The sequence below is a fragment of the Roseburia yibonii genome (assembly GCF_014297335.1).
Lineage (GTDB): Bacteria > Bacillota > Clostridia > Lachnospirales > Lachnospiraceae > Roseburia_D > Roseburia_D yibonii.
This window is the reverse complement of the sequence record NZ_JACOQH010000001.1, coordinates 186,658-203,740: the sequence shown is the minus strand read 5'-3', so window position 1 is coordinate 203,740 and position 17,083 is coordinate 186,658. Positions and strand designations below refer to the sequence as shown.

16 protein-coding genes and 1 other RNA gene are annotated in these 17,083 nt (G+C 47.1%); all 17 read left to right on the top strand.

Going from position 1 to position 17,083, the window contains the following annotated elements; translation table 11 throughout:
• Positions 1 to 42: 42 nt before the first annotated feature.
• The 17 genes from H8Z76_RS01010 (at position 43) to H8Z76_RS00930 (ending at position 16,987) form a co-directional block, all read left to right on the top strand.
• Positions 43 to 1,254: a phosphoglycerate kinase gene (locus H8Z76_RS01010; RefSeq protein ID WP_022515231.1), complete on the top strand. Its 1,212-nt coding sequence runs from the start codon at positions 43 to 45 to the stop codon at positions 1,252 to 1,254.
• Positions 1,255 to 1,346: 92 nt separating this feature from the next.
• Positions 1,347 to 2,096: a triose-phosphate isomerase gene (tpiA, locus tag H8Z76_RS01005; protein WP_186981383.1), complete on the top strand. Its 750-nt coding sequence runs from the start codon at positions 1,347 to 1,349 to the stop codon at positions 2,094 to 2,096.
• 205 nt (positions 2,097 to 2,301) lie between these two features.
• Positions 2,302 to 3,843, top strand: a complete 1,542-nt coding sequence (gene gpmI, locus H8Z76_RS01000; protein WP_186981382.1) for a 2,3-bisphosphoglycerate-independent phosphoglycerate mutase — start codon at positions 2,302 to 2,304, stop codon at positions 3,841 to 3,843.
• Positions 3,844 to 3,865: 22 nt separating this feature from the next.
• Positions 3,866 to 4,099, top strand: a complete 234-nt coding sequence (locus tag H8Z76_RS00995; RefSeq protein ID WP_022515234.1) for a hypothetical protein — start codon at positions 3,866 to 3,868, stop codon at positions 4,097 to 4,099.
• Between the two features lie 246 nt (positions 4,100 to 4,345).
• Positions 4,346 to 5,230 (top strand): phosphoribosylaminoimidazolesuccinocarboxamide synthase, encoded by an 885-nt coding sequence (locus H8Z76_RS00990; protein WP_022515235.1) that lies wholly within the window; start codon positions 4,346 to 4,348, stop codon positions 5,228 to 5,230.
• 11 nt (positions 5,231 to 5,241) lie between these two features.
• Complete coding sequence (purF, locus tag H8Z76_RS00985) at positions 5,242 to 6,693, top strand: amidophosphoribosyltransferase (RefSeq protein WP_147617982.1); 1,452 nt, start codon at positions 5,242 to 5,244, stop codon at positions 6,691 to 6,693.
• Positions 6,694 to 6,725: 32 nt separating this feature from the next.
• A complete protein-coding gene (purB, locus tag H8Z76_RS00980; RefSeq protein WP_186981381.1) occupies positions 6,726 to 8,180 on the top strand; it encodes an adenylosuccinate lyase in 1,455 nt (484 codons plus the stop codon).
• 152 nt (positions 8,181 to 8,332) lie between these two features.
• Positions 8,333 to 9,607, top strand: a complete 1,275-nt coding sequence (eno, locus tag H8Z76_RS00975; RefSeq protein WP_186981380.1) for a phosphopyruvate hydratase — start codon at positions 8,333 to 8,335, stop codon at positions 9,605 to 9,607.
• 75 nt (positions 9,608 to 9,682) lie between these two features.
• Positions 9,683 to 11,446, top strand: a complete 1,764-nt coding sequence (locus H8Z76_RS00970) for a M3 family oligoendopeptidase (RefSeq protein ID WP_186981379.1) — start codon at positions 9,683 to 9,685, stop codon at positions 11,444 to 11,446.
• A gap of 18 nt (positions 11,447 to 11,464) precedes the next feature.
• A complete protein-coding gene (locus H8Z76_RS00965) occupies positions 11,465 to 12,250 on the top strand; it encodes a threonine/serine exporter family protein (RefSeq protein ID WP_022515239.1) in 786 nt (261 codons plus the stop codon).
• Positions 12,247 to 12,711: a threonine/serine exporter family protein gene (locus H8Z76_RS00960; protein WP_022515240.1), complete on the top strand. Its 465-nt coding sequence runs from the start codon at positions 12,247 to 12,249 to the stop codon at positions 12,709 to 12,711. The genes H8Z76_RS00965 and H8Z76_RS00960 overlap by 4 nt, the downstream gene beginning before the upstream one ends.
• A 70-nt stretch (positions 12,712 to 12,781) precedes the next feature.
• A complete protein-coding gene (gene secG / locus H8Z76_RS00955; RefSeq protein WP_022515241.1) occupies positions 12,782 to 13,021 on the top strand; it encodes a preprotein translocase subunit SecG in 240 nt (79 codons plus the stop codon).
• A gap of 57 nt (positions 13,022 to 13,078) precedes the next feature.
• On the top strand, positions 13,079 to 15,199 hold the full coding sequence (gene rnr, locus H8Z76_RS00950) for a ribonuclease R (protein ID WP_186981378.1): 2,121 nt from the start codon (positions 13,079 to 13,081) through the stop codon (positions 15,197 to 15,199).
• 12 nt (positions 15,200 to 15,211) lie between these two features.
• Positions 15,212 to 15,679: an SsrA-binding protein SmpB gene (smpB, locus tag H8Z76_RS00945; RefSeq protein WP_022515243.1), complete on the top strand. Its 468-nt coding sequence runs from the start codon at positions 15,212 to 15,214 to the stop codon at positions 15,677 to 15,679.
• 99 nt (positions 15,680 to 15,778) lie between these two features.
• Positions 15,779 to 16,128: a transfer-messenger RNA gene (gene ssrA, locus H8Z76_RS00940) on the top strand.
• A gap of 201 nt (positions 16,129 to 16,329) precedes the next feature.
• Positions 16,330 to 16,725, top strand: coding sequence for an NUDIX hydrolase (locus H8Z76_RS00935; protein WP_186981377.1), 396 nt, complete (start codon positions 16,330 to 16,332; stop codon positions 16,723 to 16,725).
• A 64-nt stretch (positions 16,726 to 16,789) separates the two neighbouring features.
• Positions 16,790 to 16,987 carry a helix-turn-helix domain-containing protein gene (locus tag H8Z76_RS00930; RefSeq protein ID WP_022515245.1) on the top strand — a complete coding sequence of 66 codons (198 nt, stop codon included), beginning with the start codon at positions 16,790 to 16,792 and terminating at the stop codon, positions 16,985 to 16,987.
• The last annotated feature ends 96 nt before the right edge of the window (positions 16,988 to 17,083 follow it).

The window sequence follows — 17,083 nt, the reverse complement described above, 5'->3', positions numbered from 1 at the left end:
AAATTTCAGGCAGAGCCTGTCAGGTTAAAAGGAGGACATAGTATGTCATTAAACAAAAAATCAGTAGATGATATCAATGTAAAGGGAAAAAGAGTTCTTTGCAGATGTGATTTCAACGTTCCGTTAAAGGATGGAAAGATCACAGATGAAAACCGTCTGGTTGCAGCACTTCCGACCATCAAGAAACTGATCGCAGACGGCGGAAAGGTTATCCTTTGCTCCCATCTTGGAAAAGTAAAAACAGAAGAAGATAAAAAGACAAAGACACTTGCTCCGGTAGCAGTAAGACTTTCCGAATTATTAGGACAGGAAGTAAAATTCGTAGCAGATCCGGAAGTAGTAGGCCCGAACGCAAAGGCTGCTGTTGAAGCAATGAAAGACGGAGAAGTGATCTTACTTGAGAATACACGTTTCAGAGCGGAAGAGACAAAGAACGGCGAAGCATTCTCCAAAGATCTTGCTTCTATCTGTGATGTATTCGTAAACGATGCATTCGGTACCGCACACAGAGCACACTGCTCTAACGTAGGTGTTGCAGCTTTAGTTGACACTGCAGTTGTAGGTTACCTGATGCAGAAAGAGATCGATTTCCTTGGAAATGCAGTAGAGAATCCGGTCAGACCGTTCGTTGCGATCCTCGGTGGCGCAAAAGTTGCAGATAAGTTAAACGTTATCTCCAACCTGCTTGAGAAATGCGATACCCTGATCATCGGTGGTGGTATGGCTTATACATTCTTAAAAGCAAAAGGATATGAGATCGGAAAATCTTTAGTAGATGATACCAAGATCGATTACTGCAAGGAAATGATGGAAAAAGCAGAAAAACTTGGAAAGAAATTACTTCTTCCGGTAGATTCTGTTGTAGCAGCAGCATTCCCGGATCCGATCGACGCAAAGATCGATGTAGCAGTATATGATGCAGATAAGATGCCGGCAGACATGGCTGGATTTGATATCGGACCGAAAACTGCTGAATTATATGCAGACGCTGTTAAGTCAGCAAAGACTGTTGTATGGAACGGACCGATGGGAATCTTCGAGAACCCGATCCTTGCAAAAGGTACCATCGCTGTAGCTCAGGCACTTGCTGATACAGACGCTACTACGATCATCGGTGGTGGTGACTCCGCAGCAGCAGTAAACCAGCTTGGATTCGGTGACAAGATGAGCCACATCTCCACAGGTGGTGGTGCATCCTTAGAGTTCCTGGAAGGTAAGGAATTACCGGGTGTTGCAGCAGCAAACGATAAGTAGGCCGGAAGCACTTAGTGATTGACAAGCCGCAGGCGCAGGCAGAACTTCCAGCCTTATTGACAATATATTCAGTGTATTAAGGAGAAACAAAAATGGCAAGAAAGAAAATTGTAGCCGGCAACTGGAAAATGAACATGACTCCAAGCCAGGCAGTGAAATTAGTAGAAGAATTAAAACCATTAGTAAAGAGCGATGACGTAGACGTTGTTTACTGTGTACCTGCAATCGACATTGTTCCGGTTGTAGAAGCTGTAAAAGGAACAAACGTTGCAGTTGGTGCAGAAAACATGTATTTCGAAGAGAAAGGTGCTTACACCGGAGAAATCTCTGCGGAAATGTTAGTTGACGCTGGCGTAAAATATGTAGTATTAGGACATTCTGAGAGACGTGATTACTTCAAAGAGTGTGACTGCATGATCAACAAGAAAGTAAAGAAAGCGCTGGAAGTCGGACTTACTCCGATCCTTTGCTGTGGAGAATCTTTAGAGCAGAGAGAAATGGGCATTACCTTAGACTGGATCCGTATGCAGATCAAATCTGACCTTGCAGGCGTTACAGCAGAGCAGGTTGCATCCATGGTTATCGCATATGAGCCGATCTGGGCAATCGGAACCGGAAAGACTGCTACTTCTGATCAGGCAGAAGAAGTTTGCGGCGCAATCCGTGCATGCATCAAAGAAGTATACGGCGAAGCAACAGCAGAAGCAGTTCGTATCCAGTACGGCGGATCTGTAAATGCAGGAAATGCAGCTGAATTATTCGCAAAACCGGATATCGATGGCGGATTAGTTGGTGGAGCTTCCTTAAAGGCTGATTTTGGTAAGATCGTAAACTACAAATAAAGAAAAATTACTGTCATGTAAAAAATAAAAAAGAGGATAACCGGGGAAACTCGGTTATCCTCTTTGGTTTTGTGAATAAAATATTGTGAAATCCTTGACAATAGTGTATAATGTTTGCGGTAATCAAAAAGTAGTTTAAACAGTACCGGACATTATGTGCCGGGAGAACCATAAAACAACGATCAAAGAAAAGAGGAAAAAGATTATGAGCAAAAAACCAACCGTATTGATGATCTTAGACGGATTCGGCTTAAATGACAAGACAGAGGGAAATGCTGTCGCACAGGCGAACACACCGGTCATTGACAAACTCATGAAAGACTATCCGTTCGTAAAGGGATATGCCAGCGGACTTGCAGTAGGACTTCCGGAAGGCCAGATGGGAAACTCTGAAGTAGGTCATATGAACATGGGCGCAGGAAGAATCGTATATCAGGAACTGACCAGAATCACAAAAGAGATCGGAGATGGCGATTTCTTTAAGAACGAAGCACTGTTAGACGGCATGCAGAATGCAAAGAAAAACGGTTCTGCGCTTCATCTGTTCGGACTGTTATCCGATGGTGGTGTACACAGCCACAATACACACCTGTATGGTCTGCTTGAGATGGCAAAAAGAGAAGGCGTTGAGAAAGTATATGTACACTGCTTCCTTGACGGACGTGATACAGCACCGACTTCCGCAAAGGGATATGTAGAAGAACTTCAGGCAAAAATGAAAGAGATCGGTGTTGGCGAGATCGCTTCCTTAGAGGGACGTTACTATGCGATGGATCGTGATAACCGCTGGGATCGTGTGGAAAAAGCATACCGCGCAGTTGCGGAAGGCCAGGGAGAAAAGGCAGAAGACGCACTGGCAGCACTGGATGCTTCCTACGCAAAGGATGTAACTGATGAGTTCGTAGTTCCGACCGTGATCGAAAAAGACGGAAAACCGGTTGCAACGGTAAATGACAGAGATTCCATTATTTTCTATAACTTCCGTCCGGACCGCGCAAGAGAGATGACAAGAGCATTCTGCGCGGATGAATTTGACGGATTCGACCGTGGAGCAAGAAAGAATGTAAAATTCGTTTGCTTTACCGAGTATGACGAGACCATTCCGAACAAAGAGATCGCTTTCAAGAAGGTTCATCTGACCAATACCTTTGGTGAATATCTTGCAAAGAATGGCAAGACACAGGCAAGAATCGCTGAGACAGAGAAGTATGCGCACGTTACATTCTTCTTTAACGGCGGTGTGGAAGAACCGAATCAGGGCGAAGACCGTATTCTGGTAAAATCCCCGAAGGTTGCTACCTATGATCTTCAGCCGGAAATGAGCGCACCGGAAGTATGCGACAAACTGTGTGCAGCGATCCGTTCTGATAAGTATGATGTCATCATTGTAAATTTCGCAAACCCGGATATGGTAGGCCATACCGGAATCATGGAAGCTGCAATTAAGGCAGTTGAAACCGTAGATACCTGTGTTGGAAAAGCAGTAGAAGCATTAAAAGAAGTCGGCGGACAGGCATTCTTATGCGCAGACCACGGAAACGCAGAGCAGCTCATCGATTACGAGACAGGCGCTCCGTTTACCGCACATACGACCAATCCGGTTCCGTTTATTCTGATCAACGCAGATCCTGCATATACGTTAAAAGAAGAAGGACGTCTTGCGGACATTATCCCGACCATGATCGATATGATGGGAATGGAGAAGCCGGCAGAAATGACAGGCGAGTCCCTTCTGATCCGCAAATAGCACAGACATTCCGGAGGAACGTATGAAGTTAAAGAAAGTGCTGATCCCTTTGGCTTTAACGATCTGCTGTAGTTTCTATTTTGCGGCATTTGCGATCATCTGCGCGGCGAGATCCGTTTCCGGTATGGCATTAACGCTCGGTATTCTGATACCGGCGATCGTGGTACTGGTGTCGGTCATCCTGTTTGTGCGCGGTTATTTCGAGATCCGGCGTGAAGCGGAGGAGTCCGAGAAGGAAAAAGAAAAGCAAAAATAAAAGAAAGCACGGTTCACTTGAAAGCGAGTGGATCGTGCTTTCTCTTTCTATTATGAAAACACTTCTCAATTATAAGAAAAACTAATGAAACAATGAAATTATACAAAAATATTAATAAAAGAACATCTTTTTTCTACATGCAAAAGAAGTGGATTCGGGCGCTTCGCATTGACGAAAAGGAAACGGGTGTATTATAATTTTAACAATGGATAAATTATCTTAGCAAGCATTGAATGGAGGACAAAGATGAGCAATCAGGAATTTAAACCAATTAAAGAGGGAAAAGTACGAGAGGTCTATGATAATGGAGACAGTCTGATCATTGTTGCAACAGACCGTATCTCTGCGTTTGATGTTATTTTAAAGAATAAGATTACTGACAAAGGGGCAATTTTGACACAGATGTCGAAGTTCTGGTTCGATTATACAAAGGATATTGTTCCAAACCATATGCTTTCTACAGATGTTAAGGATATGCCGGAGTTCTTCCGCAAACCGGAATTTGACGGCAACAGCATGGAATGCCGCAAACTGGAGATGCTTCCGATCGAGTGCATCGTCCGTGGATACATAACCGGAAGCGGCTGGAAGAGCTATCAGGAAAACGGTACAGTCTGCGGAATCAGACTGCCGGAAGGCTTAAAGGAATCGGACAAGCTGCCGGAGCCGATCTACACACCGAGTACCAAGGCGGAGCTTGGCCTGCATGACGAAAATATCTCCTACGAGGAGAGCGTTAAGGTCTTGGAAAAGATCTACGGAGCCGAAAAAGGAGCGGAATACGCTGCAAAGATCAAAGAATACACGATCGCGCTTTACAAAAAATGCGCAGAGTACGCATTGAGCAAAGGCATCATCATTGCGGACACCAAGTTTGAGTTCGGTCTGGATGAAAACGGAAATGTTGTGCTCGGAGATGAAATGCTCACACCGGACAGCTCCAGATTCTGGCCGCTCGAAGGATACGAAGCAGGAAAATCACAGCCATCCTTCGACAAACAGTTTGTAAGAGACTGGTTAAAAGCAAATCCGGACAATGAAGGTCTGCTTCCGGAAGAGATCGTGACAAAGACCGTTGACAAATATAAAGAAGCATTTGAACTGCTGACCGGAAAGAAATTTACAAGATAATAGGAGAACCCATGAATACAAAGGAAATGGAAAAAAATCCGATGCCGTTTGACGGGCTGCATGAGGAATGCGGCGTATTCGGAATGTATGATTTTGACGGCGGCGATGTTGCTTCTACGATCTATTACGGCCTGTTTGCACTGCAGCACAGAGGACAGGAGAGCTGTGGTATCGCGGTCAGTGATACGAGTGGCCCGAAGGGAAGAGTGCAGTCCTATAAGGACATGGGACTGGTCAATGAAGTGTTTACACCGGAGATCCTTGGCAAATTAAACGGGGATATTGGTGTGGGACATGTCCGCTATTCTACCGCAGGAGCTTCCACAAGGGAGAATGCCCAGCCGCTGGTCTTAAATTATGTCAAGGGAACACTTGCGCTGGCGCATAACGGAAACCTGATCAACGCGAATGAACTGCGCCATGACCTGGAGTATACCGGAGCAATCTTCCAGACAACGATCGATACGGAAGTGATCGCTTATCATATCGCGCGTGAGCGTCTGAATTCAAAGACAGCGGAGGAAGCGGTAAGACGCGCGGTTGCCAAGTTGAAGGGGGCATTCTCCTTAGTTGTGGCAAGTCCGCGTAAGCTGATCGGAGCGAGAGATCCGTTCGGATTCAAACCGCTTTGCATCGGAAAGAGAGACAATGCCTATATTCTCACATCCGAGACCTGCGCACTGGAGACCATCGGAGCGGAATTTATCCGTGATGTCCGTCCGGGCGAGGTAGTTACGATCTCACCGGAAGGCGGCATCCAGTCCGATATGTCCCTTGCGCTTGCTCCGGAAAAAGAGGCACGCTGTATTTTTGAATATATATATTTTGCAAGACCGGACAGCCATATCGACGGTGTCAGTGTTTATGGTTCCAGAATCAAGGCGGGACGTTTCCTTGCCATGGATTCACCGGTGGATGCGGATCTGGTAGTCGGTGTTCCGGAATCCGGAAATGCTGCAGCACTCGGTTATTCCCTGCAGTCCGGGATCCCTTATGGAACGGCGTTTGTCAAAAACAGCTATGTGGGAAGAACCTTTATCAAACCAAAGCAGAGCAGCCGCGAATCCAGTGTGCGTGTAAAATTAAACGTATTAAAAGAAGCGGTTGCGGGCAAGCGTATCATCATGATCGATGATTCCATCGTGCGTGGTACGACATCCGACCGTATCGTGAAGATGTTAAGAGATGCCGGAGCGACAGAAGTACATGTAAGGATCAGTTCGCCACCATTCTTATGGCCGTGCTATTTTGGAACGGATATCCCGGAACGGGAACAGCTGATCGCCTACAACCGTACGATCGATGAGATCCGTGAGATTATCGGTGCAGATTCTCTCGGATATCTGGATGTGGAGCGTCTGGAGGAACTTTCCGAGGGGCTTTCCATCTGCAAAGGCTGCTTTAACGGAATATATCCGTTGGAACCGCCGAAGGAAGATATCCGCGGAAGTTACGAAAAATAAGAAGCTACGAAGACAAAAGTGAGGGAAAAGATATGAATACAGATGGTTACAGCAGTCCGCTTTCCGAGCGTTACGCAAGTAAAGAAATGCAGCACATTTTTTCACAGGATATGAAGTTTTCCACATGGAGAAAACTGTGGATCGCTCTGGCAGAGACAGAGATGGAGCTTGGACTTAAAAATGAAAAGGGAGAGCCGGAGATCACGCAGGATCAGATCGATGAGATGAAGGCGCATATCTATGACATCAATTATGATGTTGCGAAGGAACGGGAAAAACAGGTACGTCATGATGTTATGTCCCATGTGTACGCATTCGGAAAACAGTGCCCGAAAGCAAAGGGTATCATCCATCTTGGCGCGACATCCTGCTATGTCGGAGATAACACCGATATCATCATCATGAAAGAAGCGCTGCTTCTGGTGCGCAAAAAACTGGTCAATGTCATTGCGGAACTTGCAAAATTCGCGGATCAGTATAAAGAACTTCCGACCCTTGCGTTTACGCATTTCCAGCCGGCACAGCCGACAACCGTAGGAAAGCGCGCAACACTCTGGACACAGGAATTCCTGATGGATTTAGAGGATCTTGACTATGTGCTCGACAGCTTAAAGCTTCTCGGCTCTAAGGGAACGACCGGTACACAGGCAAGTTTCCTTGAACTGTTTGACGGAGATCAGGAGACGATCGACAAGATCGATCCGATGATCGCGGCAAAGATGGGATTTAAGGAGTGCTATCCGGTATCCGGACAGACCTATTCCAGAAAAGTAGATACCCGTGTGGCAAATGTTCTTGCGGGCATTGCGGCAAGCGCACACAAGATGTCCAATGACATCCGTCTGCTGCAGCACTTAAAAGAAGTGGAAGAGCCGTTTGAAAAGAACCAGATCGGTTCCTCTGCGATGGCATACAAGAGAAACCCGATGCGCAGTGAGAGAATTGCTTCTCTTTCCCGCTATGTAATGGTGGACGCGTTAAATCCGGCGATCACTTCCGCAACACAGTGGTTTGAGCGTACCCTGGATGATTCCGCCAACAAACGTCTTTCCATTCCGGAAGGATTCCTTGCGATCGACGGTATTCTGGATCTTTGCTTAAATGTTGTGGACGGACTTGTCGTATACGATAAGGTCATCCGCAAACACATGATGGCAGAGCTGCCGTTCATGGCGACCGAAAACATCATGATGGACGCAGTAAAGAAAGGCGGAGACCGTCAGGAGCTGCATGAAAAGATCCGTCAGCTTTCCATGGAAGCAGGAAAGAATGTAAAGCAGGAAGGAAAAGAAAACAATCTGCTTGAGCTGATCGCGGCAGATCCGTCGTTCAACCTTACTCTGGAAGAACTCGAAGCAAACATGGAACCGGCAAAATATGTCGGCAGAGCACCATATCAGGTCAATGTATTTTTGCGTGATGTGGTCAATCCGATCCTGGATACAAACAAAGAACTGCTTGGCGTTAAAGCAGAGATCAATGTATAAAAGCTTTTTTTGATCCATAAAAAAAGAACAGAAGAAAGAGAGCCGTATGCTTTTTGTTAAGCATGCGGCTTTTTTGGTATCTACCGGTCACAAAGCATGTATAAAAAAGCCTCATTTACAGAAACTATGAAAAAAGGCAAATGGAGGCAATTATGAGTTTAAATTTGAAAATCACAAATGTACATGCAAGAGAGATCTTAGATTCCCGCGGAAATCCTACGGTGGAGACCGTAGTGACTTTAGAGCACGGGATCTCGGCGCGGGCGAGCGTTCCGTCCGGCGCGAGTACCGGAAAATTTGAGGCAGTGGAGTTAAGAGACGGAAGGGAGCGTTATTTCGGACTGGGTGTACAGCAGGCGGTATGTAATGTGAATGACAAGATCGCGAAGGAGCTGATCGGGAAAAATGCGCTGCAGCAGTTGGAGATCGATTCCCTGCTGATCCAGTTGGACGGAACGGAAAACAAGGAACATCTCGGAGCGAACGCGATCCTTTCCGTGTCCATGGCAGTCGCAAGAGCGGCGGCAGTGGCGCTTCAGATGCCGCTTTACCGTTATCTGGGCGGAAGTTATACGAGAAAACTGCCGGTGCCGATGATGAATATCCTAAACGGCGGAAAACACGCGAACAACAGTGTGGATTTTCAGGAATTTATGATCATGCCGGTCGGAGCTGAGACTTTTCATGACGGACTGCGGATGGGAACGGAAGTCTACCATTTCCTGCGCCAGATCCTGGACAAGGAGGGATATTCGACCAGTGTCGGTGATGAGGGCGGTTTTGCGCCGGATCTTTCCAATGCGGATGAGGTGTTCCGTTATCTGATGCGCGCTGTGGAAAAAGCCGGGTATGAGCCGGGAAAAGATATCATGTTCGCCATGGACGCGGCGGCGAGTGAACTTTATGATGCCGAAAAAGACTGCTATGATTTTACAGGAGAAGATGTCTGCCGCTCAAGCGATGAACTGATCGATTATTATGAGGCACTCTGTAAAAAATATCCGATCGTCTCGATCGAGGACGGACTCGATGAAGAGGACTGGGAGGGCTGGAAACGTCTGACCGGACGCCTTGGAAAAAAAGTGCAGTTAGTCGGGGATGATCTGTTTGTGACCAATGTGAAACGCTTAAAATGCGGAATTGACATGGGTGTCGCAAATTCCATCCTCATCAAAGTAAACCAGATCGGAACGCTGACCGAGGCGTTTCACGCGATCGACATGGCAAAAAGCGCGGGCTACACGACCGTGATCAGTCATCGGTCCGGGGAGACCGAGGATGCCATCATCGCGGATATCGCAGTCGCGGTGAATGCCGGACAGATCAAGACCGGAGCACCGTGTCGCGCGGAGCGTACCGCAAAATACAATGAACTGCTCCGTATTGAGGAAGAACTGGACGGGCTTGGAAGATACGAGGCAATTTAACTGGAATAATTTGACAAATGCGTATATAATTGTTTGGGAACAAGAAGGAAAAACAGGAAAAACGGAGGGAAAGATATGAGAGATACCTGGTCTTTGGATGTATTGTATACAGGATTTGATGATAAACGCTGGAGTGAAGATTTAAAGAAGCTGGATGACTGTGTGGAGAAATTTCTGTCATTTGCCGCAAAATTGTCCGATGAGAACGAAAAAGAGACGATAAAAGAGGGATTGAAGCTCTTGGAAGAGCTGGAGGGTCTTTCTGCGCAGATGATGATCTTCTGCGAGCTGCGCGGTGCGGCAGACACCCGCGATAAGGACAGTATGTCTTATGAAGGGGTGCTCAGCCAGAAGCGGAACCGGACAAGGGCAGCGGAAACAAAATTCGCGGAATATGTGGCAGCACGGAAAAATCTGGAGCAGGATATAAAAGAGGATGCATTCCTTACGTCCTACGCATATCTGCTGCGCAACATGGCAGAGGATAACCGCCATCTGCTGTCCGGGGATGTCGAGGAGGCGCTGGCAAAGATGGATATCAGCGGTGGTGCGGCATGGAGCAGCCTGCAGGGGTATCTGACGTCTTCGGTGGAAGCGGATCTCGGTGGAAAGAAACTGACGCTTTCCGAAGTGAGAAACCTGGCGTACAGTCCGAGCAGGGAAGAACGGAAAGCAGCCTATGAGGCGGAGCTTGCCTGCTATGATAAAATAAAGGATTCGGTGGCGTATGCCCTAAACAGTATCAAAATGCAGGACATCAGTGAGTGTGAGCTGCGCGGGTTTGCGTCTCCGCTTGCAAAGACACTGTATTATGCTAGAATGAAAGAAGAGACATTAAATGCCCTGCTTGAGGCAATGACGGAATATATGCCGCAGTTCTGGCGGTATCTGCGCTTAAAAGCGGAAAAACTCGGTTATGCAGACGGACTGCCGTGGTATGAACTGTTTGCGCCGCTTGGAAAGAGTACAAAGCGTTATACCACAGAGGAGGCAAGGGACTGCCTGATCACGGTATTTTCCTCCTTCTCGCCGGATATGGCGGAGATGATGAAGCGCGCCTTCGCGGAGGACTGGATCGATTTTTATCCGAGAAACGGCAAAGTGGGCGGCGCGTTCTGTGAGGCGCTGAACAGCAAAAAGGAATTTCGTGTGCTGACCAACTTCTCCGGCTCTTTTTCGGATCTGGTGACACTGGCGCATGAACTCGGACACGGCTATCATGATTTCATGGTGCATGACAATGAGCCGCTCAATATGGAGTATTCCATGCCGGTGGCGGAGACAGCGTCCACTTTCAATGAAAATGTGATCACAGGCTATGCGATCGACCATACCGGAGATGAGGAAGAAAAGCTCGCCCTGATCGAAAGCCAGCTCAGTGATACGGCGCAGATCATGTGCGATATCTATTCGAGATTCCTGTTTGAGTCGGAAGTGGTAGAGCGGCGCAGGGAAAGCTTCCTTTTTGCCGATGAGCTGAATGAGATCATGCTGGATGCGCAGAAGAAAGCCTATGGAAACGGGCTGGATGAAAACTGCCTGCATCCGTATATGTGGGTGTGCAAAAGCCATTATTACAGTGCGGATCTCGGTTTTTACAATTATCCGTACGCGTTTGGCGGTCTCTTTGCGCGCGGGCTGTATGCGAAATACAAAAAAGAGGGCAGCGCGTTTGTGGAGAACTACAAAAAGATGTTAAAAAATACGCCGGTCATGTCCGTGGAAGATGTGGCAAAGATCTGCGGCATTGATCTGACGGATAAAGAATTCTGGATGATGAGCCTGCATTCCTATGACGCAGAGATCGATGAATTTGAGCAGTTAATAAAAAACGCATAGACAAAAGAGGATAAAACAGTGGGAGAACTTACGCGAAAAGATGCCGAAAAACTGCTTGGTACGGTTTTGGATATCGGAGAATCCATGCTGATCTGCGGTGGAGAAGTAAGCCGCGTGGAGGATACCATGCAGAGGATTTGTACAAGTTACGGTGTGGCGCGGGTGAATCCGTTTGTTATCACATCGAGTATAGTCATCACGCTTCAGCTTACGGACGGGGACGCGGTGACCCAGACCAGGCGGATCAACCGCAGCGCGACAGATTTTACGGGACTCGAAGAACTAAACGAGCTGTCCCGTTATCTGTGCAGCCATACGCCGCCGGTGGATGAGATCGCGGCAATCTATAAGGAAAGTATACAGCAGAAGGAACAGACAAAACGAGCGGCCAAGATGCTGTTTGGCTATCTGATCGCCGCATGCGCGTTTGCCATATTTTTTGGAGGAAATATGTGGGATGGATGCGCGGCGGCACTGATCGCGGTCGCGATCTGGTTTTTAGACCTTTATTTCAGAAAGATCGTGCCGAGCCAGATGATGTATCTGCTGTTTGCGGCATTTATCATGGGAACGCTTGCGATGAGTTTCAAATTCACGGGGCTGCCGTTTCACGCGGATAAGATCATGATCGGGGATATCATGCTTCTGATCCCGGGGCTTCTTATGACGAACGCTGTGCGTGATATTTTTTCCGGTGATACGATATCGGGGATGCTTCGGCTTTGCGAATCACTTCTGATGGCTGGGATGATCGCGGCAGGAACGGTCGCAGCCATATTTCTGATGGGAGGGATCAAAGGATGAGGACAGAGATCATACAGGTGATCTGCGCGGTGATCGGTTCGTTCGGATTTTCTTTTATCTTTCATTTGAAAAGGGACAAGCTTATCGTGGCTTCGGTCGGCGGAGGGCTGACCTGGCTCTTTTATCTTTTGGTGGTACATCGGGTCAACGGTGAGTTTGCGGCATATTTTCTTGCGACAGTGTTTGCGACATTTTACGCGGAGCTCATGGCGCGTGTAAAAAAGGCTCCGGCGACGATCTTTGTGATCACGGCGCTGATCCCGCTCATACCTGGAGGCAGCCTTTATTACACGATGGAATACCTGATGCAGAAAGACATGGAAATGATGAGGAGCAAAGCGGCGGAAACCGCGATGTTAGCGCTTGCGATCGCCATGGGGATCACGATCGTTATCATGCTCCTGGATCTGTTTTCGCTGGTCACGCGGGCGGTAAAGCACAGACCTGCGAAAAAATGTTGAAAACAGGCATGGCTTATGCTATAATAAGCAAAGTTGCGGTAATTTATGCGTGATGCAGGAGGTGTGATTCGTGGCAGTATTAAAGACAATCGTTGAAGTTGTATTTATAATCGTTTGTATTTTTTTGACAGTGGTAATCTTACTTCAGGAAGGAAAATCTGCAGGACTCGGCGCGATCAGCGGCGCGGCAGATACTTATTGGGGAAAGAATAAAGGACGTTCGATGGAAGGCATGTTAGTGAAGCTTACAAGACTTGGAGTGATCTTATTCCTTGTACTTGCAGCAGTGCTGAATATCGGAAGTTTCTAAACATAAGAAAGCTGTCGCAGAAGCGGCAGCTTATTTTTGTAATGGAGAGGACAGCAGATGGATAATGAACTGTTTGAACAGAGAAAACGGATGATCTATGATTTTATATGTGATGAGCTATACGTTCCGATGAAGCTAAAGGAACTTGCAATCTTGATGCAGGTGCCAAAGCGTGACCGTGCCGAGCTTACGCACGTGATGGATGCGCTGGTAGAGGACGGAAAAGTCGAACTCACGAAAAAGGGCAAATATATAAAATCCGAAAAAAAATACGAGACCGGTGTTTTCACCAGCCATCCGAAGGGATTCGGTTTTGTTACCATCGAGGGTATGGATGAGGACATCTTTATTCCGGCGGAACAGGTGAACGGAGCCATGCACATGGATACCGTGCAGCTTGTCATCTCTCCGACAACAGGCGGAAAACGCAGAGAGGGAACGATCACAAAGATCCTTTCCCACGGTATGAATGAAGTGGTCGGAACCTATGAGGATAATAAGACATTTGGCTTTGTAGTGCCGGACAATCCGAAGATCGCGAAGGATATCTTTATCCCGAAAGAACGTTCCATGGGAGCCGTGACCGGACATAAGGTGATCGTGGCGATCACGGATTACGGAAAAGACGGAAAGAAGCCGGAGGGAAAGGTGACCGAGATCATCGGTCATATCAATGATCCGGGTGTGGATATCATGTCGCTCGTAAAAGCGTATAATATTCCTGTGGAGTTTTCTCCAAAGATCATGCGTCAGGTTGAAAATGTCTCGAACGAGGTGAGTGAGGCGGACATGGCGGGACGCCTGGATCTGCGGGACTGGCAGATGGTGACGATCGACGGTGAGGACGCAAAGGATCTCGATGATGCGGTTTCCCTGACCAAAGAGGGAGATCTGTACCGCCTCGGCGTTCATATCGCGGACGTGAGCAATTATGTGCAGGAGCACAGCGCGTTGGATGTGGAAGCCGAAGACCGCGGAACCAGTGTTTATCTGGTAGACCGTGTGATCCCAATGCTTCCGCACAAGCTTTCGAACGGGATCTGTTCGTTAAACGCGGGAGAAAACCGTCTGGCGTTAAGCTGTATCATGATGATCGATGAAAAGGGAAAAGTCGTTGACCACAAGATCGCGGAGACGGTCATCAAAGTAGACCGCAGAATGAGTTATACGAGCGTGAAGAAGATCCTTGCGGATCAGGATAAAGCAGAACGCGCGGAGTATAAAGAACTGGTTCCGATGTTTGAAATGATGGAGCATGTGGCGGCGATCCTCCGAAAGAAGCGCATGAAGCGCGGCTCGATCGATTTTGATTTCCCGGAGACCAAGATCATTTTGGATAAAAGCGGCCGGCCGGTTGACATAAAACCGTACGAGCGCAATGTGGCGACGCGGATGATCGAGGATTTTATGCTGATCGCGAACGAGACGGTGGCACAGGATTATTTCTGGCAGGAAGTTCCGTTTGTGTACCGTACGCATGAAAATCCGGATGAGGAGAAGATCAAAAAGCTCTCCACGTTTATCAATAATTTCGGATATACCCTGCATATCGGTTCGGATGAAGTGCATCCGAAGGAATTGCAGAAACTGCTTTCAAAGATCGAGGGCACAGAGGAAGAGCCGTTGATCAGCCGTCTGACCCTGCGCTCCATGAAGCAGGCGAAATATACCACAGAGTGTACGGGACACTTCGGACTGGCGACCAATTATTACTGCCATTTCACATCGCCGATCCGCCGTTATCCGGATCTGCAGATCCACCGTATCATCAAGGATTGTCTGAGAGGACGGATGAACGCGAAAAAGGCAGAGCATTATGAGAAGATCCTGCCGGAAGTCGCGAAACACGCAAGTGAGATGGAGCGGCGCGCGGACGAGGCAGAGCGTGAGACCGACAAGTTAAAGAAAGTGCAGTATATGAAAGAACGTCTGGGACAGGAATTTACCGGTGTGATCTCCGGTGTAACCTCCTGGGGATTTTATGTGGAACTGCCAAACACGATCGAGGGACTGGTGCATGTGACCGCGCTGGAGGGAGATTATTTCCAGTTCTCGGAAGAAACCTATGAATTGATCGGTGAGCATACGAATATCCATTACAAACTGGGACAGACCGTAACGGTCATTGCGGTGGATGTGGATGAGGTCATGCGCACCATTGACTTTAAACTCGCATAAGGGGGGAGACCGATGGCAAAGGACAATTTTAAACTGATCGCGAACAACAAAAAAGCGCGTCATGATTACTTTTTAGAGGAAACCTATGAGGCAGGCATCAGTCTGCACGGAACAGAAGTCAAGTCGCTCCGTATGGGAAAATGCAGCATCAAGGAGGCATTTATCCATATTGAAAACGGAGAGGTCATCCTTTACGGGATGCATATCAGCCCTTACGAAAAGGGAAATATCTTCAACAAAGATCCGCTGCGCCCGAAAAAGCTTCTGATGCACAAAAAGGAGATCTTAAAACTGCAGGGCAAGATGAAAGAAAAGGGTTATACGATCGTTCCGGTGCAGGTATATTTTAAGGGAAGCCTGGTCAAAGTGCAGATCGCGCTGGCAAAAGGTAAGAAACTTTACGACAAGCGGCAGGACATCGCAAAGAAGGATCAGCGCAGAGAAGCGGAGCGCGACTTCAAAGTGCGGAATCTTGGATGATCCCGCGAAAAAAGCAGAAAGAAAATCGGTACCGGACTATTGACGGAGACGGGGAATGCCGATATAATAAATAAGAGGGCTTCTGGTAAAATTTTATCAGGGGTAGTAAAGGTTTCGACAGGGGTTTTGAAGCTGGAGAAGCGAGCCGCAGGGTGATGCGTTAAATTCCAAAATTAAAATTAAACGCTAACAATAATAAAGAATTAGCTCTTGCTGCCTAATTGCAGCATGTGTCTGCTCTAGTGCACCTACACATTAGAAGTCAGGCATCAACGATGTAGGAAACGACGTATGCTAAGCTTTGCGCATACGGGCGTATGATGAAGCTACTAAAAGCAGTACCGTGTCTGTACGGGACTGCCGGAGGGAATGTTAATATATAGACTACGCTCGTAGAAGTACAGGGGATAGGTCTTTGGACACGGGTTCGATTCCCGTCTACTCCATCTAAACCAGGCAGTTGGGACGTCCGATATGATATTGTCATATGGAAGAATCAGCCTGGTGCATTGAAGGAAATAAAGATAACGGCATTGTATATTGATAGTGATATGCAGTGCCGTTATTTTTATTGTATAATGCGGATATGAATTTAATAAATCGGAATTTAACGGAGGTGGGACAATGTTAGAAGTCAAGCGGATAATTCTTTGCTTAAATTTGCCGTTATCATCTCAAAGTCTGACAATAAATGGGTGTTTTGCAAACACAAGGAACGAAATACCTTTGAAGTGCCCGGTGGCCACAGGGAGCATGGAGAATCCATTCTTGATACCGCAAAGAGGGAGTTGTACGAGGAAACAGGAGCGGTAGTTTATACAATAGAGCCTGTTTGCATATACTCCGTCATCGGCAAGACCAGAGTCAATGATACTGGAGAAGAATCGTATGGAATGTTGTATTTTGCTAAAATAACAGAATTTGAATCACAATTACATAGCGAGATAGAAAAGGTGTTCAAACTCGATGAACTTCCAACAGAATGGACATATCCTTTAATTCAGCCAAAATTGATAAAAGAGGCTGAACGAAGGGGCTTTCTATAAATTCAAGTTTATTATTTCCTAATTGTATCATAAAACAGAGGATGATCGGAGGATATGTGAGAAAATGGAAATACTATTATGGCAGGCACGAACCAATAAAGGATGGGTGCTGGAACAGCTGGAAAAGAAAAGCGGTGTAAGCAAAGCCACGCTGAATAGAATTGAGAATGGACAAACGTCTCCGACGATGGATGTCATGGAGAAAGTGGCAAAGGCGCTGAACATAAGAATCTCGGATTTATACGAATCTGAGTATAAGTAGAAAGAGGATGCTTTCGGCATTTTTTACCTGCTTTTTACACATATGTGCTATCAGAATTTACATAAACCGCATATAATAACCTGGTCACAATAAAAC